At 68.8% G+C, this 23,484-nt stretch carries 20 protein-coding genes; 4 read left to right on the top strand and 16 right to left on the bottom strand.

The features are described from left to right. Positions 1 to 25: 25 nt before the first annotated feature. Entirely contained in the window at positions 26 to 895 is an 870-nt protein-coding gene (locus tag A4X17_RS12320; RefSeq protein ID WP_157583492.1) for a LacI family DNA-binding transcriptional regulator, read from the bottom strand. Between the two features lie 74 nt (positions 896 to 969). Here A4X17_RS12320 and A4X17_RS12315 point away from each other — a divergent pair, with 74 nt between their 5' ends. Next, entirely contained in the window at positions 970 to 2,193 is a 1,224-nt protein-coding gene (locus A4X17_RS12315; RefSeq protein ID WP_197479074.1) for an ROK family transcriptional regulator, read from the top strand. Between the two features lie 42 nt (positions 2,194 to 2,235). Here the strand turns inward: A4X17_RS12315 and A4X17_RS12310 are convergent, their stop codons facing one another. From A4X17_RS12310 to A4X17_RS12290, 5 genes are all read right to left on the bottom strand, one after another. Next, positions 2,236 to 3,207, bottom strand: a complete 972-nt coding sequence (locus A4X17_RS12310; protein ID WP_064295955.1) for an aldo/keto reductase — start codon at positions 3,205 to 3,207, stop codon at positions 2,236 to 2,238. A 2-nt stretch (positions 3,208 to 3,209) separates the two neighbouring features. Further along, positions 3,210 to 4,100 carry a carbohydrate ABC transporter permease gene (locus tag A4X17_RS12305; RefSeq protein WP_064295954.1) on the bottom strand — a complete coding sequence of 297 codons (891 nt, stop codon included), beginning with the start codon at positions 4,098 to 4,100 and terminating at the stop codon, positions 3,210 to 3,212. Beyond that, positions 4,097 to 5,053, bottom strand: coding sequence for a carbohydrate ABC transporter permease (locus tag A4X17_RS12300; protein WP_064296001.1), 957 nt, complete (start codon positions 5,051 to 5,053; stop codon positions 4,097 to 4,099). The genes A4X17_RS12305 and A4X17_RS12300 overlap by 4 nt, the downstream gene beginning before the upstream one ends. Positions 5,054 to 5,067: 14 nt before the next feature. Then, positions 5,068 to 6,375: an extracellular solute-binding protein gene (locus tag A4X17_RS12295; RefSeq protein WP_064295953.1), complete on the bottom strand. Its 1,308-nt coding sequence runs from the start codon at positions 6,373 to 6,375 to the stop codon at positions 5,068 to 5,070. Positions 6,376 to 6,473: 98 nt separating this feature from the next. Beyond that, positions 6,474 to 7,154, bottom strand: a complete 681-nt coding sequence (locus A4X17_RS12290; RefSeq protein ID WP_064295952.1) for a ThuA domain-containing protein — start codon at positions 7,152 to 7,154, stop codon at positions 6,474 to 6,476. A 93-nt stretch (positions 7,155 to 7,247) separates the two neighbouring features. Between A4X17_RS12290 and A4X17_RS12285 the strand changes: the two genes are divergently transcribed. Continuing rightward, complete coding sequence (locus A4X17_RS12285; RefSeq protein ID WP_064295951.1) at positions 7,248 to 8,441, top strand: ROK family transcriptional regulator; 1,194 nt, start codon at positions 7,248 to 7,250, stop codon at positions 8,439 to 8,441. A 40-nt stretch (positions 8,442 to 8,481) separates the two neighbouring features. Next, positions 8,482 to 9,714 carry a multidrug effflux MFS transporter gene (locus A4X17_RS12280; RefSeq protein ID WP_064295950.1) on the top strand — a complete coding sequence of 411 codons (1,233 nt, stop codon included), beginning with the start codon at positions 8,482 to 8,484 and terminating at the stop codon, positions 9,712 to 9,714. 87 nt (positions 9,715 to 9,801) lie between these two features. Here the strand turns inward: A4X17_RS12280 and A4X17_RS12275 are convergent, their stop codons facing one another. Genes A4X17_RS12275 through A4X17_RS12260 form a run of 4 tightly spaced genes read right to left on the bottom strand, consistent with a single transcriptional unit; the run spans position 9,802 to position 15,021 of the window. Next, positions 9,802 to 10,770: a carbohydrate ABC transporter permease gene (locus tag A4X17_RS12275; RefSeq protein ID WP_079003796.1), complete on the bottom strand. Its 969-nt coding sequence runs from the start codon at positions 10,768 to 10,770 to the stop codon at positions 9,802 to 9,804. Positions 10,771 to 10,775: 5 nt separating this feature from the next. Beyond that, entirely contained in the window at positions 10,776 to 11,753 is a 978-nt protein-coding gene (locus tag A4X17_RS12270; RefSeq protein ID WP_064295949.1) for a sugar ABC transporter permease, read from the bottom strand. A gap of 4 nt (positions 11,754 to 11,757) precedes the next feature. Continuing rightward, positions 11,758 to 13,458, bottom strand: coding sequence for an extracellular solute-binding protein (locus A4X17_RS12265; RefSeq protein WP_064295948.1), 1,701 nt, complete (start codon positions 13,456 to 13,458; stop codon positions 11,758 to 11,760). A gap of 51 nt (positions 13,459 to 13,509) precedes the next feature. Beyond that, on the bottom strand, positions 13,510 to 15,021 hold the full coding sequence (locus A4X17_RS12260) for a carboxylesterase/lipase family protein (RefSeq protein WP_064295947.1): 1,512 nt from the start codon (positions 15,019 to 15,021) through the stop codon (positions 13,510 to 13,512). Positions 15,022 to 15,229: 208 nt separating this feature from the next. Between A4X17_RS12260 and A4X17_RS12255 the strand changes: the two genes are divergently transcribed. Then, positions 15,230 to 15,955, top strand: coding sequence for a FadR/GntR family transcriptional regulator (locus A4X17_RS12255; protein ID WP_064295946.1), 726 nt, complete (start codon positions 15,230 to 15,232; stop codon positions 15,953 to 15,955). Positions 15,956 to 15,971: 16 nt separating this feature from the next. Here the strand turns inward: A4X17_RS12255 and manD are convergent, their stop codons facing one another. From manD to A4X17_RS12225, 6 genes are read right to left on the bottom strand one after another with little or no spacing between them, the layout of a single operon-like run. Then, positions 15,972 to 17,210 carry a D-mannonate dehydratase ManD gene (gene manD, locus A4X17_RS12250; RefSeq protein ID WP_064295945.1) on the bottom strand — a complete coding sequence of 413 codons (1,239 nt, stop codon included), beginning with the start codon at positions 17,208 to 17,210 and terminating at the stop codon, positions 15,972 to 15,974. Then, positions 17,207 to 19,159, bottom strand: coding sequence for a cellulase family glycosylhydrolase (locus tag A4X17_RS12245; RefSeq protein WP_064295944.1), 1,953 nt, complete (start codon positions 19,157 to 19,159; stop codon positions 17,207 to 17,209). The genes manD and A4X17_RS12245 overlap by 4 nt, the downstream gene beginning before the upstream one ends. A gap of 37 nt (positions 19,160 to 19,196) precedes the next feature. Further along, the gene (locus A4X17_RS12240) at positions 19,197 to 20,261 is read right to left on the bottom strand and encodes a LacI family DNA-binding transcriptional regulator (protein ID WP_064295943.1); all 1,065 of its coding nucleotides are present in this window, start codon (positions 20,259 to 20,261) and stop codon (positions 19,197 to 19,199) included. Further along, a complete protein-coding gene (locus A4X17_RS12235; protein WP_217634989.1) occupies positions 20,258 to 21,139 on the bottom strand; it encodes a carbohydrate ABC transporter permease in 882 nt (293 codons plus the stop codon). The genes A4X17_RS12240 and A4X17_RS12235 overlap by 4 nt, the downstream gene beginning before the upstream one ends. A gap of 28 nt (positions 21,140 to 21,167) precedes the next feature. Next, a complete protein-coding gene (locus A4X17_RS12230; RefSeq protein WP_197479073.1) occupies positions 21,168 to 22,061 on the bottom strand; it encodes a carbohydrate ABC transporter permease in 894 nt (297 codons plus the stop codon). 8 nt (positions 22,062 to 22,069) lie between these two features. Further along, positions 22,070 to 23,335: an ABC transporter substrate-binding protein gene (locus tag A4X17_RS12225; protein WP_064295940.1), complete on the bottom strand. Its 1,266-nt coding sequence runs from the start codon at positions 23,333 to 23,335 to the stop codon at positions 22,070 to 22,072. Positions 23,336 to 23,484 lie beyond the last annotated feature (149 nt).

Raw genomic sequence — 23,484 nt, 5'->3', positions numbered from 1 at the left:
CCGCCCGCCGGTCACCCTCGAAGCCTCAGGCGACGGGGACGGGACCCGAAGTGGAGCGCTCGATGACCACGGCGTGCGGCGCTTCCCGGGTGGCGCCTGGGCGACCCGCCAACAGCTCGAGCAGCTCCTCGCCCGCCATCTCGCCGATGCGTTGCACGTCGTGACTGAGCGCCGACATCGGCGGGTCGGACAGCTGGCACTGCGACGAGTCGTCCCACGCGACGATCGACAGGTCGTCGGGGACGCGCAATCCGGCCTCCTGCACGGCCTGCAAGCCGCCGAGCGCCATGACGTCGCTGTCGAAGACGACCGCCGTCGGTCGCGGGTCCCGTGCGAGCAGCGCCTGCATGGCCTGGACACCGGACGCCCGGGAGTAGTCGCCGCCGATCGAGACGGTGTCCACGTCGGGCAGGTCGGAGGCGAGGGTGAACGCCTCCATGCGCGAGAGCGTGTGGGTGAGTTCGCGCGGACCGGTGACGTGCGCGAGCCGCCGGTGCCCGAGGGAGACGAGGTGGTCGACGGCCTCGTGCATCGTGACCGCGTCGTTGGTCCAGACGGCCGGCAGCCCCTGGGCCGTCGTCGGTGCGCCGATCACGATCGCGGGGATGCCCGAGCGCTCGACGAAGGCGACCCGCTCGTCGTCGTCGATGAGGTCCACGAGGATGACGGCGCTCACCGTGCCGTCCCGCTGCCAGCGTCCGAGCTGCAGCAGCTCCTCTTCGCGCGTCGGCAGGACGCGCAGCAGCACCGACAGGCCATGCGGGCGGACCACGCGATCGATGCCCGCGATGAGCTCGTGGTAGAACGGCTCAGCCCCGTAGATCTCCGAGGCACGGAACAGCGTGAGGCCGATCGGCCGGGGCTGCGCGATAGTCTGTTCGGCGTCGAGACCCATCGGGACGCGGCCTTTCGTGAGGAGTGGTCGTGTGGCCCTCACATTACGCGCTCGACGATCGCCGGGAGGGACAGATGGCCAGACGCGAGTCCGTGCAGTCGGGCCCCGGTAGCCAGGCACTCATCGTCGACCTCATCCGCTCGGCCGGCACGATCAGCCGCACGGAGCTCACCGAGGCGACCGGCCTGACCCAACCGTCGATCTCCAACATCGTGCGTCGACTCATCGAGGACGGGCTCGTCCGCGAGACCGGCCGCGCAGCACCCCGAGGCGGGAAACCGCGGACCCTCCTCGAGATCAACGCGAGTGCGAAGTACGGGATCGGCGTGCAGCTCGGGTTCGAGTCGATCACGCTCGTCGCCACCGACGTCCGTGGTGGCGTGGTCGGCCGGCAGCTCGTCGACGGCGCGGGATCGGCCACGCCGGAGCAGGTGACCGATCGCCTCGTGACGCTCTACCGCGACTTCGTCGCCGGGGTCGGGCTCGCGGCGCCGTCGATAGCCGGGGTCGCGGTCGTCGCACCCGGGCCGATCGCCCAGCTCGGCGGGGTGCTGCTCGGGCCACCGACGCTGGTCCGCTGGGACGACTTCCCCCTGCAGCAGGCGTTGCAGGAGAACCTCGACGTGCCGGTGGTCGTCGACAACGACGCCGCCGCCGCGGCCGTCGGCGAGTTCTGGAGCCGCCAGGTCTCGCGGACGGAGTCGTTCGCCTGCGTCTACATGGGCACCGGCATCGGCGCCGGTATGGTGCTGGGCGGTGCGCTCTACCGCGGTTCGAGTTCGAACGCGGGTGAACTCGGTCACATCAGCATCGAGGTCGACGGTGTCCCCTGCCACTGCGGCAACCGCGGTTGTCTGGAACGGTACGCGGCACCGGCGGCCGTGATGGCCACCGCCGAAGCGGTGCGGGACCGTCTCGACGGCCTGGGTCTCGGCTTCGCACCGGAGACGCTCAGCCGTGACTTCGACCAGCTCGCCCGGGCGGCCGTCAGCGGTCACGAGGTGGCGCTCGACCTCATCCGGTTCTCGGCCGACCGGGTCGCCGCAGCCACGGTGACGCTCGCGAATCTGCTCGACCTCGACCGACTCGTCCTCGCCGGCCCCGGCATGGCGGTCGCCGGTTCGCTCTACGCCCGCGCCATCAGGGAACGCCTCGAGGAACGGTTCTTCGCCCGCCGGGCACACCCGATCGTGGTCGAGCTCTCCGCCAACCCGCGCGACGCGGCCGCCATCGGTGCCGCGTCACTCGTCCTGCAGGGCACGATCGCCCCGGGGCACGGTCCGGCGCTCACCCGCTGAGGCGCGGTGACACCGGCACAGCGGCGCTGAGCGTCCGGCCCGTCAGCCGCGCGGGGTGTCCTGCCAGGTGGAGACGTCGAGCTCGACCGCCTCGATGGCCGCCCACAGGCTGTCGTCGATGGGCACGGCGGCGAGGTCGAGCGTGCGCGTGTAATCCTCGAGCCGTTCCATGCCGACGATCGTCCCGGTGATACGCGGGTCGCGGAGCGACCACTGCAGCGCGGCGGCGGCGAGTGGCACTCCTGCCTCGTCGCACACGCGGCCGATCCGATCGACGGCTCGGAGCATCGCCTCGGGGGCGGTGCCGTAGGCGTACCGCGTGGTCCGCACGGGCCAACTGGTGAGCAGGCCTCCGCCGTAGGGCGCGGCGTTCAGGACACCGAGCCCCGCCTCGGCGGCCAACGTGAGCAGCGCATCCGCCGACCGGTCGACGAGCGTGAACCGGTTGTGTGTGATCACGGACTGGAAGTGGCCGGTGCCGACGAACCGCGCGAGCAGCTCGGCCGGACCGCCGGATATCCCGAGCGCGCCGATCAGGCCTTCCTCGCGCGCCGCCACGAGCGCGGCGACCGGGCCGTCGTCGGCCATCGCGAGCTCCCAGGTGGTGTTCTCGGGATCGTGCAGGTACACCATCGGGAGGTGGTCGACGCCGAGCCGTTCCATGCTCTGTTCGAGCGACCGACGCATCTGCGGTGCGGAGAAGTCGTCGGTCCCCGGCTCGCGGTCCGCCTTCGTCTGCACCCGGAGCCGTCCGGCCTCGTCACCGAGCCGGGCGAGCACCTGGGCGATGCGCCGCTCGCTGTCGCCGAAGCCGTAGTTGTTGGCCGTGTCGATCGTGGTCACGACGCCGTCGCCCGCCATCGCGGCGGCGAGCTCGAGGCTCTCCTCCGGTGACGAGCCCGAGCCGTCCTCCCGACGACGCCAGCCTGCGGCACCCGCGATGATCGGGCTCACCGTCACACCCGTGTCACCGAGGGGCCGTTGCTCGACGAGGGCCGAGATCCGCTCCGTCATGGTCATCCTTTCAATCCACCGCTGATGAGGTCGAGCTTCCAGAACCGCTGCAGGAACAGCATGAGTGCGACGAGCGGGATGAGCGACACGAACGCGCCGACGATGGCCGTCGTGTACAACAGCTCCTTCCCGTCCCCGGTGCTCAGCAGGGTGAAGAGCCCCAGGGTCAGCGGGTAGAGCCGTTCGTTGGACAGCATCAGGTACGGCAGGAGGAAGTTGTTCCAGGTGCCGATGAAGTGCAGGAGGAAGACGGTCACGAGCCCGGGCACCATGATCGGGAGCGCGATCCGCCGGAAGATCGAGAACTCCCCCGCCCCGTCGATCCTGGCCGCCTCGAGAAGGTCGGACGACACCGAGGAGGTGGCGTAGACCCGACAGAGGAAGATGCTGAACGGGCTGATCACCATCGGCAGGAGCACCGCCCAGTATGTGTTCGTGAGACCGAGGCCAGCCATCACGAAGTACTGCGGGATCGCCAACGCGATCCCGGGGATGAGCACCCCACCGAGGAGGATCCGGAACATCGTGTCGCGCCCTGGGAATCGGAACTTCGCCAGCGCGTACCCGGCGAGCGCAGACACGAGCACGCACAGCACGGAACCGCCGAGCGAGTACACGATCGTGTTGCCGATCCACGAGAGGAAGACGCCGTTCTGCATGGTGAACAGCTTCTCGAGGTTGGAGAGGAAGCCGGTCCCGGGCGCCAGGGTGAAAGTGGAGAAGAGCTCCTGTGGCGACTTCGTCGAGGCCATGACGACCCAGACGAGCGGGGAGAGGCAGTACGCGGCGCCCATGATCAGGATGACGGTCGGGATGAGCGGTCCGCGGCGGGGTCGTCTCGGCACGGCGGCGCCAGGAGCCGTCGCCCCGGCGCGGAGGGTGGCGGTGGTCATGAGGCGTCGCTCCGATCCCGGGTCACACGCAGCAGGATGGCCGAGGCCGCGAGGGTGAACCCGGCGATGATGACCGCGGTCGCCGCTGCGCCGTTGATGTTGTCGTTGGTGAAGGCATCCGTGTTGACCTTCATCAGCGGGAAGAAGGTGGAGCTGATGGTGTCGGTGAGCGGGCGGAGCGCGGTCGGTTCGGCGTAGGCCTGGAGCGTCCCGATGAGGGCGAACAGCGAGGTGAGGACGAGTGACGGCGCGATGAGCGGGATCTTGATCCGCACCGCGATGTCGAACTCGGAACAGCCGTCGATGCGGGCGGCCTCGTAGACCTCGGCGGGGACGGCTCGCAGCGCGGTGAACATGATGACCATGTTGAAGCCGAGCGACCCCCAGACGCTGATGTTCGCAAGGGCGGCGATGACCGAACCGGAGGCGAGCGGTTCGACCGCGGGTAGTCCGACGCCGGTGAGCACCGCGTTCACCGGGCTGGTCGACGGCAGGTAGAGGAAGCCCCACATCATCGCCGCGATGACGCCGGGGATGGCGTAGGGCAGCAGGATGCCGGTCCGCCAGATCCGCGCGCCACGGATGCCGGGGAGGTCGAGGAGGAGCGCGAACAGCAGAGCGATGCCGAGGGTGCACGGGATGACGATCACCGCGTAGAGACCGAGGCGACCCACACTGGCGACGAACTCGGGGTCCGTGAGTGAGGTGACGTAGTTGTCGAGGCCGACGAAGGTCTGCTCGCGAGCCCCGTAGCCCCCGGATCCGGCCGGGACCCGTTGCCCGAACAGGCTCAGCACGACGGCGTAGCCGATGGGCGCGACGAGGAACAGGAGGAAGAGCACGATGGCCGGGAGGAGGAACAGGTACGGGGCGATCGGTGCCGGGACCCGGTGACGAGGCGTCCTGACCCGGCCATGGTCCGGAACCGGAGGTGACGCGCTCGTGGCTCTCATGAGCGGTGTGGTGTTCATTCGACGTCGAATCCCGACTTCTCGAGGTCCGCGCGGACCGTCTGCTGCACGGCTGCGAGTGCATCGGCGAGGGGGCGACCGGCCTGGATGGCCTTCCCGACCTGATCCGTGTAGGCGCTGAAGGCGACCGTCGTGTTCGGCCCCCAGGTCACGTCCGTGGTGTCGGCGGCGACGTCGAGCAGGATGTCGTGGAAGTCCTCCTGTCCGGCGGCCGCCTTGTCGGCCGGCTGCGGGATGCTCGCGTAGACGTCGAGGCCGGGTGCGGAGGCCGGGAAGTTGCCGCCCTGCTCGATCATGACGCCCTGCCCCTCCGCGGTGGAACCCAACCAGGCGAGGAACTCGGCCGCCTGCTTCGGGTGCTTCGACGTCGTCGTGACGAGGCTCGACGAGCCGCCCTGGAACCCGACGCCCGGGTCGTCGTCGGTCCATGACGGCAGCGGAGCGATCCGCCACTTCCCGATGGTGTCCGGCGCGCCGGTCTTCACCGAGGATCCGGTCGCGCCCCAGGACCCGATGACCTGGGTGAGGATCTTGCCAGAGTTCAGTTGCGCGTTGAACTCCGGCGTCCCGCTCGCGCCGGCCGAGACGACGCCCTCGCCGACGAGTCCGTCCCAGTAGTCGGCCACCTTCGTCGGTGCCGCGCCGTCGATGTCGACGGACCAGGAGCCGTCGTCGAGTGACCACCAGTCGCCGCCGGCTTGGGCGGTGAGCCCGGCGAGCCAGCCGGCATCACTGGTCGGGAAGTTCGCGAGGACCGCATCCGGAGCGGCCTGTTTCGACGCCCTGGCGGTGTCGGCGAACTCGTCCCAGGTAGTGGGCACGGAGAGCCCGTACTGCTCGAAGAGGTCGGCGCGGTACATGAGCAGCATCGGCGCCTGGTCGAGCGGGACCCCGTAGACCCCGTCGTCACCGAGATGGACGAGGTTCCAGACGGCAGGACTGTACTGGTCCTCGATGCCGTCCACGTACTCGCTGATGTCTGCGGCGACGCCGCTCGAGATGTACGAGGGGAGCCACTGGTACTCGGCGAGCGCGAGGTCCGGGCCCTCCCCGGCCCGCACGGCGGCGTTGAGTTTGGTGAACTGATCGGTGCCACCCCCGACGTTGGTGACCTTGACCTGGATGTCCGGGTGTTCCGCGTTCCAGGCGTCCGCGATGCCGGGGGCGCCGGCCCACCAGGTCCACCAGGTGAGCGTCACCGGGCCGCTCTCGGCGGGTGCCTCGCTGTCGCTCCCGGCGGAGCATCCGCCGAGGGCCAGGGCCCCGACGACAGCTGCGGTGATCCAGACGGCTGATCGCTTCATGGAATTACCTCCTCGTAATCCTTCGGTGGTGCACCGGTCGTCGCTACAGCCGGTGCTGCTGTCAGGAACAGTAGCTTATGTTCAAGACTTGGACAAACTTAGGCCGTCATTCCCGTGGCATCACCGTCGAGCAGCCAGCCGAGGCTGCGCTGCAGGAGGATCTGTCGTTCGGGCGAGTCGAACGAACGGATGTCGTGACCCAGTGCGTCGTAGACGACGCGGGCGGGACCCGGGCGGTGCGTCCACAACACCGGATGACGGACGCCCTCGTGCTCGTGGAAGGCGAGCGGCCGGACGGCGTCGGAGATCCGGAGGTGCGTGTAGCGCTCATCCCAGACGGTGAAGTCGCCGAGACCCCGCGTGATCGGATGCCCGGTGTCGGGCACCTCGATGGCAGCCTGGCCGATCTCGGGATGCATCGAGACACCACCGACCCACCGACCGCCGATCACCCGCTCCCACGCCGGCATGTGGGGGAACGACGTGGCTGAGACGTGGTGCGACCAGATCGACCCTCCGCCGCGCGCGTAGGCCTCGAACCCCTCCTGCGCCGCCGCGAAGGTTGACGACTCCAGTCCGTGCCGTGTGGGATTGCCGACCATGAGGACGAGGAGGTCGACATCGTCGAGTGATGCCAGCTCCTCCTCCACCGCACCACTCACCCGGACCCCGAGCCCCTCCTCTCGGGCGAGATCGGCCACGCGGCCCGACGTCGCCGCGAAGTCGTGCCAGGGATCGGCGTAGCGCCCCTCGCCACGAAGAATGAGTACGTTGTGCATGCCGGTCTCCTCGATCGCGTTGCATTTGTGCAAGACTAGAACTTATCAGCTCGCTCCGCATCGGTCGCGGAGGAACCCCGTCGAGAGGACCCCATGAGCATCGGAACCCCCTCCGGGCACACCCTCGAGGACATCCGACGGCGGAACGTGTCCGCCGTCCTCGCACTCGTCCACGGCGACGGTGGCCTCTCCAGAGCGGAGATCACCAGGCGCACCGGTCTCTCCCGCTCGTCGGTGGCGACCGTCATCTCCGACCTCGAACTCGCCGGCGTCGTCCGCCAGGAGGCCGCTCCCCCGGCGACCCGGGTCGGGCGCCCCTCCCCCGTCGTCGTCCCCACGGATCGGTTCCTCGCGGTGTCCGTGAACCCCGACGTCGACGGGGTCCGAGTGGCCCTCTGCGCCCTCGGCGGGCGGATCGTCGCGCAGACCTTCCGTCCGAGCGAGCGGGTGGTCACCCCGAACGAGGCCGCCGTGATGACCGCCGAAGCCGTCGGCGAGCTGCACGCGGCCCTACCGGACTCCCGCCTGGTCGCGCTCTGCGCTGCCACCCCGGGCCGCGTCGACAAGACCGGTGAAGACGTGGTCTACGCGCCGCACCTGCGGTGGCGGAACGTGCCGTTCGCCTCGCTGTTGCAGGACGCGACCGGTATCCCCTCCCGGGTCGCCTTCGACGCCGCCGTCGGGCTCGCCGCTGAACGACACTGGGGCGCGGCCCGTGACACCGACGACGCTGTCTACCTCTACGGCGGCCCCGGCGGGATCGGGGCGGCGGCTCTCGTCGACGGCCGGATCCTGCAAGGCGCGAACGGCGGCGTCGCCCGCCTCGGCCATCTGCTCGTCGCCCCCGACGGACCGGTGTGCAGTTGCGGCAACGTCGGCTGTCTCACGACCGTCGTCTCCTCGCACGCCATCGCCGCGGCCACCGGTGCCGCCTCGGTCGCGCTCGCGGACCTCCGTGCCGCGCTCGCCGAGGGATCCGCCGCCCGGACCGCCGGCGCCCTCGACCGGCAGCTGGAGTACGTCGCGACCGCGATCCGGGTCATCACCAACATCTACGACCCCGAGATCGTCGTCATGGGCGGCTTCTTCGGTCTGCTGCTCGCCCAGGGCGACGGCGCGATCCGACGGCGACTCTCGGACGAGACCATCTCCGCGCTGCGCAGCCCGGCCCGCCTCGTCGAACCGCGGCTCGGCGAGAGCCAGCTCCTCGCGGGGGCGAGCGACGTCGCGTTCGCCGCGCTCCTCCGGGACCCACTCGGGTTCACCGCCCGCGAAGCGACCGCATGAGCCGCGCGATCCGACCGGTGTCCTCGACGGGACACCGGCGATGAGCGCGGGCGACGCGGCACCGGCGGCCGACGACTTCGCACGCCGACGGATCGCGTACGTCATCGCGCTGGGACTGCTGCAGACACTCAGCACCTTCACGATCGACATCTACCTGCCGGCCTTCCCGCAGATCGCGGGCACGTTCGGCGTCTCGGAGGGGTCGATCCAGTTCACCTTCACGGGCGCCATGATCGGCATGGTCTTCGGACAGTTCTTCGCCGGCCCCTGGAGCGACGCAGTCGGTCGGCGCCAGCCGATGCTCATCGCCACCGTCGTCCACGTCGCCGCCTCGATCGCCTGCGCCCTCGCGCCCTCGGTCGAGATGTTGGTGGCCGCTCGCGTGCTCCAGGGCGCGGCGTCGGCCGCGACGGGCGTCATCGCGCTCGCCATCGTGCGCGACCTCTACTCCGGGTTGTCGATGATGCGCATGCTGGCGTCGATGTCGCTCATTTCGGGGATGGCCATCGCCGTCGGGCCACTGTTCGGGTCGCTGTTGCTGGAGGTCATGGAGTGGCGGGGCGTCTTCGCCTCCCTCGCCGGATACGGACTCGCCATCGGGCTGCTCGTGCTCGTCCTCATCGGCGAGACGCTCCCGCCGGAACGTCGGCACCCCGGAGGACTGCGCGCCCGCGCCTCGGCGATGCGGCGGGTGGGCTCCGACCGGCCCTTCGTCGGGCTCGTGCTCGTGACCTCACTGGCGTGGGCCGGCATGTACAGCTATCTCGCGGCGTCCTCGTTCCTGTTCCAACGGGTCTACGGGCTCAGCGAACTGCAGTACGGTCTCGTCTTCGCCTCGCACGCGCTCATGATGCTCCTCGGCACGCAACTCGGGGTCCGCATCGCCCATCGCATCGAACCTCGCCGCATCGTCATGCTGTCCACCGCCGGTCTCGGGCTCTCCGCCATCGGGCTGCTCCTGATCGGGCTCCTGCCCGTCGGGCCGCTCGTGAGCATCATGGTGTTCCTCTGGGCGTTCACCTTCTTCCTCGGTGTGAACACCCCCTGCATCCAGACCCTCGCGCTCGCCCGCCACGGCGGCGACGCCGGCACCGCGGCGAGTCTCCTGAACGCCACCCGGCAGGGCTTCGGCGCGCTCGCCACCCCGATCGCCGGATTCATCGGGGTGACGAGCGCCGCACCCGTGGCCGCGGTCATGGTGGTCGGCCAGCTCGCCGCGATCGTCATCCTGTGGGTCGTCGTCCGGCCGGGACGACTCGACCCCATCGACTGAGGCGCACGGCTACAGCACACCACGAGACGACGCCCCGGACCAGGAGGGTCCGGGGCGTCGCGGTCCGTTCGGAGTCGGATCAGGGAATCACCCCTTGATCGCGCCGGTCAGCATGCCCTTCGTGAAGTGGCGCTGGATGAACGGGTAGACGATCAGGATCGGCAGGGTCGCGAGGACCACGACCGCCATCTGCACCGACTGGGACGGTGGTGTCGGGACGTCCGAACCGATGATGTCGGTGAGGACGGACCCCTGGATGACGTACTGGTTCAGCACGACCTGCACCGGCCACAGGCTCGAGTCGTTGATGTAGAGCAGCGCACTGAAGTAGCTGTTCCAGTACCCGACGGCGGCGAAGAGCCCGACGACCGCGAGCACGGGGCGCGACAGTGGCAGGACGATCTTCCAGAGGATCCGGAAGTCGCTCGCGCCGTCGATGCGCGCGGACTCGATGAGACTCGCCGGGATGCTCATGAAGAAGTTGCGCACGACCACCATGTTGAACGCCGAGATCAGGCCAGGGAGGATGAGCGACCACAGGGTGTTCAACAGGCCGAGGTTCTTCATCAGCAGGTAGTTGGGGATGATCCCGGCACCGAAGAACATGGTGAACACGACGAGGAGCAGGATCGCACGCGAGCCGGGGACCTGCCTGGTGCGGCTGAGCCCGTAGGCCAACATCACGGTGCAGGTGAGCGAGAGCGCCGTCCCGACGATCGTCACGAAGGCCGAGATGAGCAGCGAACGCGTGACGATGTCGCCGGCGAGGATCGCCTGATACGCGTCCAGCGAGAACGAGGTCGGCAGGAAGCCGCTCGTCTGCGCGTCCTTCGAGGCGAAGCTCATCGCGATGATGTAGACGAACGGGTACAGCATCACCAGGACGATGAAGCCGATGACGAGGGCTTTGAGCGCCTGAACGGGGACGGAGGGGCGCCCCATCCACGCCGGTCGGTCGCTCGCGGGACCGCGTCGCCGACGTTTGGTCCGCGGTGGGCGAGCGCTGCCCGCGGCTTCCGATGCCATCGGCGACGTCGGCGTCTCCGGTGCTGTCATGGTGGTCACAGGACCCCCTCCGTTCCCATTCGTTTCGCCAGACGGTTCGCGCCCAGCACGAGGAGCGTGCCGATGACGCCCTTGATGAGTCCTGCGGCTGCGGAGATCCCCCAGTCGCCTCCGACCACGCCTCGGAAGTACACGAAGGTGTCGATGACCTGCGCAGCATCCGCGCCGACGATCGGTTGTTGCAGGAGCAGCTGCTCGAACCCGACGGTCAGCACGTTGCCGACGGTCAGGACCAGCAGCAGCGAGATCACCGGGACGAGCCCCGGCAGGGTCACGTGCCACGTCTGCCGCCACGGCTTCGCGCCGTCCACCGCCGCGGCCTCGTAGAGTTCCTGCGGGATCGCCGCGATCGCCGCGAAGAAGATGATGGTCCCCCAGCCGATGTCCTTCCAGATGACCTGCGAGGTCACGAGGAGCTTGAAGGTGTCCGGATTCGACATGATGTTCACGCCGTCGACGCCGAGGGACTCGAACAGCCCGGCGACCGGTCCGGCGCCGCCGAGGATCTGCTGCCAGATGGAGATCACGATCACCCAGGAGATGAAGTGCGGCAGGTAGACGATCGACTGCACGACCCGCTTCACGCGGGACGACAACAGGCTGTTGAGGAGGAGGGCGAGCAGGATCGGTGCAGGGAAGGAGAAGACGATCTGGAGGACGGCGATCTGGATCGTGTTGACCACTGCCCGAACGACCTCCGGGTCGCTGACGATGCGGACGAAGTTGTCGAAGCCCACCCACGGTGAGCCCTCGATCCCCAGGAACGGCGAGAACGCCTGGAAGGCGACGACGTTGCCGAGGATCGGGACGTAGGCGAAGAGCACGAAGAACAGGAGCCCGGGCAGGATGAGCGCGTACATCCGCCACTCGCGACGCATCCGGGTCCCGAGCGGGGTGCGGTGCCGGCGGGCCGCGTCCTCTCGACGACGATCGCGGGCGGCGGAGCGCGCCGACCTGGTCTGCAGCTGCGTCATGACGTCACTTCCGTTCGTCGAGGAGCTTGCGGTAATCGGCCTTGACCTGGTCGCCACCGGCTTTCCGCCAGTCGGACCGCCAGTCCTTGATCGCGGAGACCGAGAGCTTGCCCGAGACGATCTTGTTGCGGTAGTCGTCGTTGATCTGGGTCAGCTGGGCCCCACGGCTCGTCTGCGTGGTGGACGTCAGGCCGACGACCGGGCTGTCGACGGCGGCCTTCGTGAGGTACTCCATCTGCGCGACGAGCCCGTCGGCGCGCCCGGCGTTCTCGTTGTTCAGCATGATGTACGGCGGTGCGGTGACGCCCAGCCATTTGAGGCCCTGGAGGTTGGCGAGGGCGGTCGCGTCTCCCGTCGAGACGATCTGCTTGCCCGGCCCGAAGGTGTAGTTGTAGCCCTCCAGACCGGAGCCGCCGATGAACAGGTTCTCCTCGGTGCCGAACGGCGCAGCCCACCAGTCGAGGAACCGCAGCAGCTCCGCCAGGCGCTTCGGGTCCTTGGCCGCGGAGGCGGAGATCCCGTCGAAGCCACCGTAGCCCGGTCCCGCCTGTACGACGATGTCCCCGCCGTCGTGGCCGGGCGGGGTCAGGTACCCGACGCGGGCGCCACTCGTCGACTCCTCGACCTGCAGCATGCCTTGCGAGGAGAGCCAGGCCGGGTCGTCGAGTTCGAAGGCGATCTGGCCCTCGAGCCAGAGCTGCTTCTCCTTGCTGCGCTGGGAGTCGGATCCGAGCGCGATCGCGTCGGGGTGGAACACGTTCCGCTTCCACAGATCGGCCAGGTACTCCATGGTCGCCTCGAATTCGTCGGTCTCGATCGTGTTGACGAGCGAGCCGCCGGAGCCGAGCGTCCAGTCCGCGCCCGCGCCGAACATCCAGCGCGACAGCAGTTGGATCTGACCCGTGCCGAGGCCACCGACCGCCCACACGCGACGGCCGGCGTGTTCGCCGAGCTTCGCGATCTCCGCCAGGACGTCCGCGAACGCCGCCGCGTCGGCCGGCTGACCGGTCACACCGACCGCCTCCATGAGGTCGGTGCGGATGACCGGGCACGCCGTCACGCGGGGGCTCGTGCGCGGGACGCCCATGATGCGGTTGCCCTTCGCCGAGTTCCGCCACGCATGGGTCTCGAGGTTCGCCAGGTTCGGGTACTCGAGGACGGCGTCGCCGCCCAGCGCGTCGGACAGGTCGGCGAATGCACCGGCCTGGATCGCCTGCTGCACCGCCGGGACCTCGTCTCGGAGGTACATGATGTCCGGCAGCGTGCCGCCCGCGAGCGTCGTCGCGACCTTCGCGTCGTAGTTGTCGCCGGAGGCGTAGCTCGGCTTGAAGTCGGCGTTGATCCGCTTGTTGAGCTCCTGCCAGAACGGGTTCGACTCGAGTGGTGCGGGTGGCGAGAAGTAGAGCATCTGGAACGTCTTCAACTCGCCGCCCCGGCCCGGCGCCGCGGCGACACTGGTCCAGTAGCTCGCGGGGTACGAGGTGTAGACCGGTTGCACCCCGGCAACCTGGCTCACGATGGCGGTGGCGTCCGCGGCGCGCTGCGCTCGGAACGTGGGCAGCAGGAGCTCGGATCGCGCGGCCTGGGTGCTCGCGCCACCCGACGAGCACGCCGCGAGGGCCATGGCGGCGAGACCGCCGATACCGAGGCCGAGCGCGGTGCGGCGGGTGAGCTGGACGTCGTGCAGGGGGTTCGTGTGTGACATCTGTCTTCTCCTCTGAAGCTGATGTGTCGCTGGAACGGTTGTGTCGAGGTATCAGGCGGTGAGCACTGGGGAGGCTTCGGTGAAACGCCGACGGGCGGCGAAGGGGTCATGGACGGTCCGGCTCCGACGGTCGAGGACGCGGGTGGAGCGCTCGGGACCGTACGCCGGCCACGCGGCATCCGGGGAGGACGGGTCCCCCGCGGCGACGAACGCCGCCCATCCCGCGCTCATCCGCTCGCTGAGCTCGAACGGCGGTTCGGCGCCGAGCTCCTCCCTGGCCGCGGCGCTGTCGTCGAGGTGTCGGAACACGAACGGCAGCTCGAGCGAATGACCGGAGCGGCGGGCCCACGTGGGCGTGTCCGGTCGGCTCCAGGCGAAGAGGTAGCCGAAGGTGTTCGCCTCCGTACCGGAACGCGCGTCGAGCAGACGGCTCACCGGCCGTCGGTAGAGCCGGTCGGAGACGTACGATTCCAGCGCCTCGACCGGATCGAGCACCCGCCCGTCGTCCGCAGCGCAGGCAGCCAGATAGGCGTCGGCGGTTCCGCCTCGACCGTCGGCCTGGAGTTCGCGGTCGAGCGTGGCCAGGGCCTCCGCAGGCGCGAGGCGGAGCAGGTCGACGTATCCGCTCGCCTCGTTCCGGTTCGTTCCGATGATCGCGTCGATGTGGGCGCCGGCGCCGCCTGCGATCGACCGCAGCGGTACATCGTGGACGAAGCGCCCGTCGATGACGGGCCGGAAGGGGATGCCGGGCCCCCGCCGGGTCGCACGCCACCGGTCGACCATCCGTTCCTGGGCGGCGACGAGCTCGGCCGGACCGGTGCGCAGCAGCTCGCCAGGGTCGGCGTCCGAGCCGGCCAGCTCCACCAGCAGTTCATCGGTCACCTCGGCCGCTTCGTCGAGCGTGTGCACCCGCTCGGCCGTCGCGCTCTCGATGATCACCCGACGGAAGGGAGAGTCGCCGGAGCTCTCGGCGAGCAACGTGGCGACGGCCACGCCGCCGGCGGACTGCCCCATGACGGTGATGCGTGCGGGATCGCCCCCGAAGGCCGCGATCTCGTCATGCACCCACTGGACGCCGGCGAGCGTGTCGCGGAGCGCCAGGTTGCCGGCGTCCACATACTCCGGGCCGAGCAGGTGGTCGAGGCGGAGCGAGCCGAGTGCGCCGAGCCGGTACGCGATCGACACCACGATGATCCCGTGCGCCGCGGCGAGGCGGGCACCGTCGCACAGCGGGTGCGCGTTCGAGCCGTAGAGGTGCGCGCCGCCGTGGACCCAGACGAGGACCGGTCGAGGGGTGTCGACGCGTTCACCGGGGAGCCAGACGTTCGCTGTGAGGCTGTCGGCCTCGCTCATCGGTGCCCCTCCGGCCCGCGCCGCGTCCTGCCAGGCGATCGGGCCTTGAGCGCTTGCGCGGACACCGCGCCAACCGTCCGGCCGTACCGCCGGCTGGAACCGGGCTGCGACCCGAGCGGTCGGGAGCCCGAGGACCGCGACCGCCGCGCCGTCCGGGGTGTCGATCCGCTCGCCGCGCACCCGGCCCAGTGATGTGACGTACTCGAACACCTGACTCCCATCGTCGTTGATGGATCGATCCTCCGCCTAGCGATCAAAGTTGTCAAGCAACTTCTCGGGAAGATTCTCTAAGTAACCTGACTAAATCAAGGTGCTTGGCCGAAAAGTCGCCGAATGACGCCCCAAACACGCCAAAAGATGTCTGACACCTTTGTCCAGCTACTCACTTGGGCCAAAAGTTGTCTGATACCTTCACGGCATGGATCACACCGGAGGGACCGAGTCTCGGGTCGAGGACATCGCCGACGACTTGCAGCGGGAACTCGCCGACGAGTTCGAGTTCGGCGCGAAGCTCCCGAGCGAATCCGAACTCTCCGAGCGCTACGGGATCAGCCGCGCCACGGTCCGAGAGGTGTTGAAGGTCCTGAGCGGCCGAGGGCTCATCGAGTTGGGCCGTGGGCGCCGCGGCACGGTGACCCGGCCGACCAGCGAGGTGCTCGGCATCCAGCTCGGCGCCCTGGTCCGCCGCGATCCCCAGCGTCTGATCGAGCTCGCGCAGATCAGGGACTTCCTCGACGAGTTCGTCGCGCAGCGGGCGGCCGAGCAATCCTCCCCGTCGGCCTCGCACGCGGTCGACTCGGCCCGATCCGCCCTCGATCGGATGCGGAGTGCCGAATCCGGCGACGCCCTCGGCGTCGCCAACGGCGAATTCCACGCGGCGCTCGTCGACGCGGCCGGCAGCGAGGTGCTCTCCTTCCTGCTCGACGGCATCGAGAGCGCCCTGGTCTCGACGCAGCGCTCCGCATACGGCGGCAGGTTGGTCCGCGACGAAGCGGCCCAGGACTCGCTCGCCGTCCACGAGCAACTGTTCGAGGCGATCGCCACCGGTCAGGTGGACGAGGCCCGGACGGCGGCGCGGGAGCACGCCCGGCTCGTCCGGGCAGGACTGCGCCACCGCGTCGCTGCGCTCCTCGGCCTCCGCTGACGGGGCGTCGCCGGGGTCACCAGTCGTGGACGGTGCCGTCGGCGAGACGGTTGTAGGGCAGGTACGCACGCTGATATGGATACTTGCCCGCCTCGTCCACGTTCAACTCGACACCGAGGCCGGGCTGGTCCCCCGGGTGGAGCATGCCGTCCTCCCACGTGTACGACTGCTCGAACACGGCGTCGGTCTTCGCTCCGTGCTTCATGTACTCCTGGATGCCGAAGTTGTGGATCGACAAGCCCAGGTGCATCGCGGCCGCCATGCCGACCGGGGAGATGTCCGTCGGCCCGTGCATGCCCGACTTGATCTGGTACTGCGCCGCATAGTCCAACGTCTTCTTCAGATGCGAGATCCCGCCCATGTGCGTCACCGCACCACGCACGTAGTCGATGAGCTGTTCGCGGATGATCTGCTGGTAGTCCCAGACCGTGTTGAAGATCTCACCGATCGCCAACGGCGTCGTCGTGTGCTGCCGCACGAGGCGCAACGCCTCCGGGTTCTCCGCCGGCGTGCAGTCCTCCAACCAGAACAGGTCGTACGGCTCCAGGCTCTTGCCGAGCTTCGCGGCCTGGATCGGCGTCATCCGGTGATGCCCGTCATGCAACAACGGCAGCTCCGGACCGAACTCGTTCCGCACCGCCTCGAACACCGTCGGGAGGTGACGCAGGTACGACCTCGTGTCCCAATCCTCCTCGTTCGGCAGGCCGCCACGCTGCGCCGGCTCATGGTCGTACCGGACACCCGTGTTGCCCTCGAAGGTGGCATTGGACGCGATGCCGTAGATCGACTGCAACCCCGGCACCGCCGTCTGGATCCGGATGGCCTGATACCCCTGCGCCTGATGCTCGCGCACACTGTCGAACAGCTCCTCGTTCGTCTTCCCCGACGCGTGCCCGTAGGCGAGCAGCCCCGTCCGGGACGCACCGCCCAGCAACTGATACACCGGCATGCCCGCAGCCTTGCCCTTGATGTCCCACAACGCCATATCGACCGCCGCAATCGCCGCCATCGTCACCGGCCCCCGACGCCAATACGCCGACCGATACAGGAACTGCCACGTGTCCTCGATCCGCGACGCATCACGGCCCAGCAACAACGGCACCACGTGCTCGGACAGATACGCCACCACCGCCAGCTCGCGCCCGTTCAACGTCGCGTCCCCCAGGCCGGTCAGGCCGTCGTCGGTCGTGAGCTTCAACGTCACGAAGTTCCGATCGGGACTCGTGACGATGACCTCGGCCTTGTCGATGATCATGCGCGCTGCTCCCGGTACTCGACGATCTCCACCCCGAACGGTGGCAGGGTCACGGTGGTGACGGAGGATCCGTCGACGCGGTCCACCAGTCCGCCGTCGGAGACCGGCTCGACCGTGCGGGTCTCGTCGCTCTGACTGATGAACCAGACGAATCGACGACCGTCGCGGTGGGTCATCTCACCGGTCATCACGAGCGCGTCGTCGACCCGGACCGACGGTGTTACGCCGGCTTCCGCGGCGAGCGCCGCGTAGAGCTCCCAGGTCGGCTCGGGGTTGACCCGCGGCACGGCCGAGGCGAAGTACTCGACCGGGTAGGTGGACAGGATCATCGACCCGCTGCCGACCCGTCGTCGGAGCAGCGCCGGCCGACCGTCCCGATCGGTCGCGATGACCTCGGCGTCGACCGGTTCGACGGGCAGGTGCGAGCGGCCGTCGACCGTGCCTCCGACGGGGAAGGCGAGGGAGGTGCCGCGGGCGATGCCGCCGAAGTCCGTCTGGAACTCGAGCGTGACGGTCTCGTCGAGGACGGGTTCGATGAGTCCGTAGCGCAGGCGTTTGCGGACACCGAACAGGTCGTCGAGCTTCGGCCACCACGATCCGCGCTGATTCGCGTGCATACCGTTGAAGTAGGAGGCGTACACGGTGGCACCGGCGGCCGCCCGGCGCTCGAGCTCCGCCCAGGTGGGTGCGAGGAGCGCCTTCGTCGACGGGACGATGATGAGGTCGAGGTCCGCCGGGAGCCCGTCCAGTTCTCGGACGACGCCGACGGGCAGGTCGGCGGTGCGGGCGGAGACGTAGGCCTGCCGTGACACCTGGAACACGGTCGGGCCGTCCTCGCGGGCGGTGAAGGCGTAGGGCGACTCGAGGAACGAGGACACGAGCAGGCCGATGCGGGTGTCAGGTCGTTCGAGCCCCCGGAAGTCGAGCTCCGAGAGGGTGGCCGCGAAGTCGCGGACCTCGAGGAGCTGCGCCTTCGGGACCCCCTGGTCGGTGACGAGACCGAAGTGCATCTCGAACGGGTGGTGTGAGTAGGGCTCGCGATCCGAGAACGCGTCGTAGTCGACGTTGTTCCACGGGATCCAGGCGGTGGCGCCGCCGAGCAGAGTCGCGTGGAGGACCTGGCGGTAGTAGTGCGCCGCGTTCTCGTCGTCCACGTAGTCGGACGTGACGCCGAACTCCTCCATGACGACGGGCTTGCCGCCGAGGTCCAGCAGTTCGCAGATGAAGGCGGCTCCGAGGTGCTGCCGGACCGGGTCGTCCTCCATGCGGTAGACGTGCGGACCGAAGAAGTCGATCAGCGGCTCGAGCTCACGGACCCGGAAGCCGTTGTCGTTCCCGGTGATCTCGACGCCCCAGGCGCCCTCGCCGACGGACACCGGCTGGGTCCCGCCGCCGGCCCGCACCGCGTCGATCAGCAGCTGTGCCCAGGCGGTGACCGCCTCGGCGTCGATGGTGTCGATGCCGCGTGAACGCCAGTCCGCGTAGATCGGCACCTCGTTCGTCAGCAGCCACCCGTCGATCGCGGGGTGCTCGGTGAAGCGGGAGACCACCTCGCGGATGTACCAGGCCTGGCGCCCGACGAACCAGACGTCGGAGAAGACGTCGCGCCCGTCGCGCCACGCCGGATCCCAGTTCTGCGCGGACATGTGCCCGACGAGGAAGGTGGGGATCGTCCACATCCCCGCGTCGGTGTGCCGCTGCAGGAAGTCGGCGAAGTGGGCGAGCATCTCCTCGGACAGGCGATCGGGCTCCGGGTGGAAGTCCGGCCAGTACAGGAAGCTCCGCGTGTGCGTGATGCCGTGGGCGCGGAGCTGCTCGAGCTCCTGCGCGACGACCTCGCCGTCGTAGTCCCGCCACATGAGCGGACCACCGGTGCGTGACCAGTAGTTGACGCCGATCAGGGCGTCGACGCCGTCCGGGGTCGGGAGTTTCGCGGAGTGTCGTTTCATGAGGGTTCCTTCTGGATCGTCTTCCGTGACGTCGTGGTCACGGAAGGGTTCGCGGGGCGGTGGACGCCCGCGGGAGGAGTTCGGGGCGGGCGGCGTCGAGGCGCACCGGGCGACCGGTGCGGATCTGGTCGAGGAGCGCTTCGGCGACGAGCGCCCCGAATGCCCGGACGTCTCGCCGGATCGCGGTGATCGGCGGTGTCGCCAGCTGGCAGAGCATCGAGTCCTCCCAGGACAGGATGCTGAGGTCGTGCGGAACGGCGAGTGAGAACTCGGCGGCGACCGGCAGCGCCGCAGCGGCCATCACGTCGTTGTCGTAGATGACCGCGGTCGGGCGGTCCGCCCGCGCGAGGATCCTCCGCGTCGCCGACGCACCGCTCTCGGCGGTGAAGTCCGTCCGGATGATCGACGACTCCACGCCGAGTTCGTGTGCGGTGTCCTCGAACGCCCGGTCGCGTGCCGAGACGTGGCGGAGGTGCTCGGGACCCGCGACCCGGGTGATGCGCCGGTGGCCGATGGCCTGCAGGTAGCGGACGGCGTCCGCGGTGGCCCCTCCGTGGTCGACCACGACGGAGGACACCTCCGGTCGGTCCGGAGCGTCACCGAGGACGACCGCTCGCAGGCCCGTCTCGACGACGACCTCGAGGCGGGGGTCCTCGGTCCGCGGATCGACGACGATGATCCCGTCGACGCGTTCCGATGCACCCCATCCCCGGTAGATGCGCGCCTCCGCGTCGACGTCGGCGACCACTCGGAGCAGCAGGTCGAAGTCGTTGGCCGCGAGGGTCTCCTCGAGACCGGCGATGAGCTGCATGTAGTAGGTCTCGACGCCGAGGGTCTCAGCCGGTCTCGCGATGACGAGGCCGACCGTGTTGGTGCCGCCACCCCGCAGACTGCGCGCGGCCTGGTTCGCGGCCCATCCGAGTTCGGCCGCGATCGCGAGGACTCTCGCGCGGGTCGTCTCCGACACCCCGGGTCGTCCGTTCAAGGCGTAGGAGACGGCCCCGACGGACACCCCCGCCGCGGTCGCCACGTCGTGCATCGTCGGTCGAGGTGCCCGGGATCGCACCCTGGCCTTGGTCGGTTCGTCGGGTCCACCGGTCATTTGAGCGCTCCATCCACGAGGGCGTCCTGCATCCGTCGATACAGGACCGCGTAGACCAAGTAAACCGGTAGCAGCGTGATCACGATGCCGGCGGCGAGCTGGCCGTACTGCGGGCTCTGCTGGCTCGTGAGCAGCGGCAGCGCGACCTGGATCGTGCGGTTCTCGGGCGCCGGCGCGAGGATGAGCAGGGAGAAGAGGTACTCGTTCCAGACCGCGAGGAAGTTGAGGATGGTCACCGTGACGATGCCCGGCGCGGCCATCGGGATGATGAGTCGCAGGATGATCGAGAACCGGTTCGCCCCGTCCATCTGGGCGCTCTCCTCCAGTTCGTACGGGATGGCCCGGATGAACTGCGTGAGGAGGACCACCGAGATCGGGAGGGCGGTGGCCGGGAAGAAGAGCATCAGGAACTCCTTCGTGCCGTAGAGCGACAACCAGAAGGAGAGGATGACCGTCGGGACGAGCGCGGCGAACTGCGGGATGAGGAACCCTGCGGCGAACACCCGTTCCACGATGACGCCGATCCGACCGCGACTCCTGGCGATGGAATACGCAGCCGGGATCGCGAGCACGAGGGTGAGGACGAGCGAGACGGCGGTGATGAGCACGGAGTTCACGAGCGCCTGACCGAGGTCGACGCTCGTCCAGGCGCCGAGGTAGTTCTCGAAGAGCCACTGCCGCGGGATCCCGAACGGGTCGCCGAAGATCTCGGTGTTGTCCTTGACCGAGCTGATGAGCAGGTAGTAGATGGGGATGATCAGGAGCGCGGCGTACACCCAGGCGAAGATGCCGCCCACCCAGAGGCTCGACCGCCCGTGGGGCTGGCGGCGTCGACTCGGACGGGATGCCTGCACGATGGCCTGTGTCGAAGCGGTCACAGTAGAAGAGGTCACAGTCGGGGTCCGTTCAGTAGTTCGCTCGGATGGTGCGACGGATGACGAGCATCCCGACGAGCCCGACGAGGAAGAGCACGACCGAGGCGGCCTGGCTGTATCCCACCTGGCTCGACTGGAAGGCGAGGTCGTAGACGAAGTAGGACAGCGTGGTCGAGGCGGTTCCCGGCCCGCCCTGCGTCAAGAGCAACACCACGGGGGCCGAGTTGAAGAGCGTCCAGATGAACTGAAGCATCACCATCGTGCCGACGTAGTCCTTCGTGATCGGGTACGCGATGCGCCACATCATCTTCCAGTGCCCGGCACCGTCGAGGGCCGCCGCTTCGTAGACCTCCCGGGGGACGCCCGCGAGTCGCGCGTTCATCAGGATGGCCGTGTACCCGATCCCGTTCCACAGGTCGATGGCGATGATGCACGCGAGTGCCGTCTTCGGGTCGGCGAGCCACGCCGTGGTGGCGGCGTCCGCTCCGATGCCGCTGAGGAACCCGTTGAGTGCGCCGTTGGGGGCCAGGATGGCGAAGAACATCATGGCCTTCACCGACAGGGAGATGAGCCCGGGCGTGAAGAAGATGATCGACAGGAACTGGTGCCCGCGGGGACTCTGCTGCAGATAATAGGCGAGCATGAACGCCAGCGGGATCATCACCGGGATCACGACGATCAGCTGCACGGCGGTGTTGCCGGCTGCCGCCCAGAACGTCGGATCCTGCACGAGCGCCGCGTAGTTGTCGAAGCCGATGACCTCGCTCGGCGCGATGATCTTCGGCCAGCGCAGGAAGCTGATGCCGAACATCGCGATGATCGGCGCGATCATGAAGAAGAGGTACCAGACGAGGGCCGGCATCCCGAGGATGGTGAGCCCTCGGTCCGGCCGGGAAGGCCGGACCGAGGGGGTGGTGCCAGGCATCACGCGGGTCATTCGGCGAGCGCGGCGTCGAGGGCCGCGCAGATGTCCGAGGTGCTCGCCGACTCCGCGTAGGCTCCTGCGGTCGCCTTCGCCCAGGTGGTGGTGGCGGTGTCGGCGACGTGGTCGTCCGGCAGGACGGCACGCTGGCCGGTGTCGCTCAGCCCGAGCGCCTGCTGCAGGAGCGGGTCGGTCGCGGCCGCGGAGAAGTCGGTCGTCAGGGGTGAGACGAGCGAGGCCTCTGCGACGAGCCGCTCCTGTGCCTCGTCGGAGAGCAGGAAGGCGACGAGCTTGCCGACGGCGTCGAGGTTCTTCTCACCGTTCGGGCTGATCCAGAGCCCGCTCCCGAACTCCGAGTAGTAGGAGGGGCCGGTGAAATCGGAGTCGGCCGGCACCGGTACTCCGCCGATGACGACGTTCGGCTTGATCTCCTCGGGGACGTTGCCGAAGCCCCATGAGGCGTCGGAGTAGATCGCCGCCTTGCCGGTGTAGAAGTCGGTCTGGGCGAGGTCCACGGTGTACCCCTCCGCCTTGTCGACGAAGACGCCGCCGTCGCGGAGTGCGACGAAGTCGTCGATGCCCTGCTTGGCCGCGTCGGAGTCACACCAGCCGCCCTTCGTGAAGAGCTGGGCGGCCTCGTCGGCACTGACGTGCGTCTGCGCGATCTGCGCGAAGAGTTTCTCGCCGCTCCAGTCGGAGCCACCGATCGCCCAGGGCGTGATTCCCTTCACCCGCAGGGCGCTCGCGAGCTGCAGGAGCTCGTCCGTCGTCGTGGGTGGTGCGTCGAAGCCCGCTTGCTGGAGCATCTCGGTGTTGTACATGACCGGCCACGTGTAGCCGTTCAGCGGGATGCCCATGAGCCCGCCGTCGGCGTCGGACCAGGCGTCGACCGCGTCCGGCTTGAGCCTGTCGGTGATGCCCCACTCGTCGGCGTACGGCTTGGCGTCGACGACGCTCCCGTTCTGCAACCAGTCGAGATTCTGGTAGCGGTTGGTGAGGACGAGTTGTGCCTCGCGGCCACCGGCGAGCGTGGTCTCGTACACCTGGTTCGTGTCGTCGCCCTGCTCGATGACCTCGACGGAGATCCCGGTGTCCTGCTTGAACTGGTCGAAGAGGGCGAAGAACGCCCTACCGCTCGCGGTGTTCTTGGACACGTTGGACAGGACGGTCACCGTCTTGGGGTCGATCTCGGCTCCGCCGCCGCTGCACGCGGTGAGTGAGGCGCCGAGGATCGCCGCTGTGGTGAGGGCGACAGCAACGCTGCGTGTGCTCTTCATGTGCTTCCTTGCCATGGGGGTCGGGGCGTCGCGGGTCGAGACGCCTCTCGGGAACGAGACGCTACCGTGCCGGATCGGCGAAGTCAATGATACGTTTAAGCTCGTTGTCCCAAGCAATGAAGGGGCAGTAGACCTGTTTACTTAATTTT

This window comes from Plantibacter sp. H53 (genome assembly GCF_001650455.1).
GTDB lineage: Bacteria > Actinomycetota > Actinomycetes > Actinomycetales > Microbacteriaceae > Plantibacter > Plantibacter flavus_A.
Note: the sequence above shows the minus strand (reverse complement) of the source record. Positions and strands in the feature narration are given on the sequence as shown.

Coding starts and splice junctions, on each gene's coding strand:
- manD (WP_064295945.1), bottom strand. CDS start 17,210: ATGATCATCGACAAGGCCGAGGTCATCGTCACGAGTCCCGATCGGAAC.
- A4X17_RS12295 (WP_064295953.1), bottom strand. CDS start 6,375: ATGAAGCGATCAGCCGTCTGGATCACCGCAGCTGTCGTCGGGGCCCTG.
- A4X17_RS12230 (WP_197479073.1), bottom strand. CDS start 22,061: ATGCCTGGCACCACCCCCTCGGTCCGGCCTTCCCGGCCGGACCGAGGG.
- A4X17_RS12310 (WP_064295955.1), bottom strand. CDS start 3,207: ATGACGGAGCGGATCTCGGCCCTCGTCGAGCAACGGCCCCTCGGTGAC.
- A4X17_RS12275 (WP_079003796.1), bottom strand. CDS start 10,770: ATGACAGCACCGGAGACGCCGACGTCGCCGATGGCATCGGAAGCCGCG.
- A4X17_RS12270 (WP_064295949.1), bottom strand. CDS start 11,753: ATGACGCAGCTGCAGACCAGGTCGGCGCGCTCCGCCGCCCGCGATCGT.
- A4X17_RS12255 (WP_064295946.1), top strand. CDS start 15,230: ATGGATCACACCGGAGGGACCGAGTCTCGGGTCGAGGACATCGCCGAC.
- A4X17_RS12290 (WP_064295952.1), bottom strand. CDS start 7,154: ATGCACAACGTACTCATTCTTCGTGGCGAGGGGCGCTACGCCGATCCC.
- A4X17_RS12320 (WP_157583492.1), bottom strand. CDS start 895: ATGGGTCTCGACGCCGAACAGACTATCGCGCAGCCCCGGCCGATCGGC.
- A4X17_RS12225 (WP_064295940.1), bottom strand. CDS start 23,335: ATGAAGAGCACACGCAGCGTTGCTGTCGCCCTCACCACAGCGGCGATC.
- A4X17_RS12305 (WP_064295954.1), bottom strand. CDS start 4,100: ATGACCACCGCCACCCTCCGCGCCGGGGCGACGGCTCCTGGCGCCGCC.
- A4X17_RS12245 (WP_064295944.1), bottom strand. CDS start 19,159: ATGAAACGACACTCCGCGAAACTCCCGACCCCGGACGGCGTCGACGCC.
- A4X17_RS12300 (WP_064296001.1), bottom strand. CDS start 5,053: ATGAGAGCCACGAGCGCGTCACCTCCGGTTCCGGACCATGGCCGGGTC.
- A4X17_RS12285 (WP_064295951.1), top strand. CDS start 7,248: ATGAGCATCGGAACCCCCTCCGGGCACACCCTCGAGGACATCCGACGG.
- A4X17_RS12315 (WP_197479074.1), top strand. CDS start 970: ATGGCCAGACGCGAGTCCGTGCAGTCGGGCCCCGGTAGCCAGGCACTC.
- A4X17_RS12240 (WP_064295943.1), bottom strand. CDS start 20,261: ATGACCGGTGGACCCGACGAACCGACCAAGGCCAGGGTGCGATCCCGG.
- A4X17_RS12265 (WP_064295948.1), bottom strand. CDS start 13,458: ATGTCACACACGAACCCCCTGCACGACGTCCAGCTCACCCGCCGCACC.
- A4X17_RS12280 (WP_064295950.1), top strand. CDS start 8,482: ATGAGCGCGGGCGACGCGGCACCGGCGGCCGACGACTTCGCACGCCGA.